The sequence below is a fragment of the Pseudomonas sp. AC229 genome, assembly GCF_979254655.1.
Map to the genome: position 1 here is coordinate 1 of NZ_CEEDHK010000036.1, position 1,073 is coordinate 1,073.

General features: G+C 58.8%; 1 protein-coding gene. It reads right to left on the reverse strand.

Annotated elements, in window-relative coordinates; genetic code table 11:
• On the reverse strand, positions 1–857 hold an 857-nt coding region (locus AC0IW7_RS24730), incomplete at its 3' end, for an IS110 family transposase (RefSeq protein ID WP_471821482.1).
• Between the last annotated feature and the right edge of the window lie 216 nt (positions 858–1,073).

Consider the following 1,073-nt stretch of genomic DNA (forward strand, 5'->3'; position numbering starts at 1 on the left):
CAGGCGATCAAGGCTACCTTGGCTGGCTTTCCACGCTGGCGCAGCGCTTGGTAGCGCTGTTTGAAATCCTCCTGGTGGCGCACCACCGACCAGCTTGTCATGTACAAAACCCTTCGAAGCAAAGGACGCCCTCCGCTTATTTGACGCGTCCCTCGTTGGCTCCCGCTGTCGGCGTTATAGGGCGCGACGCCGACCAGCGCAGCGATTTGGCGCCGATCCAACTGCCCTAGCTCTGGCAGGTACGTAAGCAGGCTCGCCACGGTTACCGCTCCCACGCCTTTCACTTGGCGAAGGCGGTCGCAGCGCTCGTCATCCACCTCGCGGGCAGCTTTAGCGATCGCCAGATCAAACTCGGCAATTTGCTTTTTGAGCGCTTGCACACTGTTTCGGATGCTTTCCAAAACGAATGGGGTAAGGGCTTGAGCGAGGCGGCGACGCTCGTCGTCGCGCTGCTGGACGAGTTGCTCGCGGCGCCTCACCAGCTCGCGCAGCGTCTGCGCTTCAGGGGGTTCGACCTCACACGATTTTGCCTCGATAACCTCGGCCAGATGAGCGAGAACGGCAGCATCGATTGGATCCGTCTTTGCCAGACGCCCCATCGCTTTGGCAAAAGCTTTGGCGCGTTGCGGATTGACTCGAACTACGTTCAAGCCGCCAACCAACAGGTGCTGCAAAACACCTCGTTCATAGCCTCCGGTGGCCTCAAGCAAGACACGCTGGACGTCATGCCCTTGAAGTCGGTTGAGCAAAAGCGTCCAGCCTTCGCCAGTATTAGGGCACTCGAAAGCGGTGCCTATCGGCCGAATAAAAACAGCCAACGTCTTTTTAGAAACATCGATACCAACCCATGCGCTCATCGTCAGATCCTCTTAGAATCAGAAGTGAGAGCGCCTCTGGCGAGGCCCACGCTTGTGCGGTTCGAGTGGCTGCTCGATCAACTGTTCGGGCTTGGACGCCAGAGGTATGTAGGGGGCGTAGTTAGCTCCTACTCGTGCTCAGGCACTGCGGCTGATCAGCCTGCCCCCTACTGCTCTCACCTCGAATCCTACCGGCTTGAGCTGACACAAGCGGCT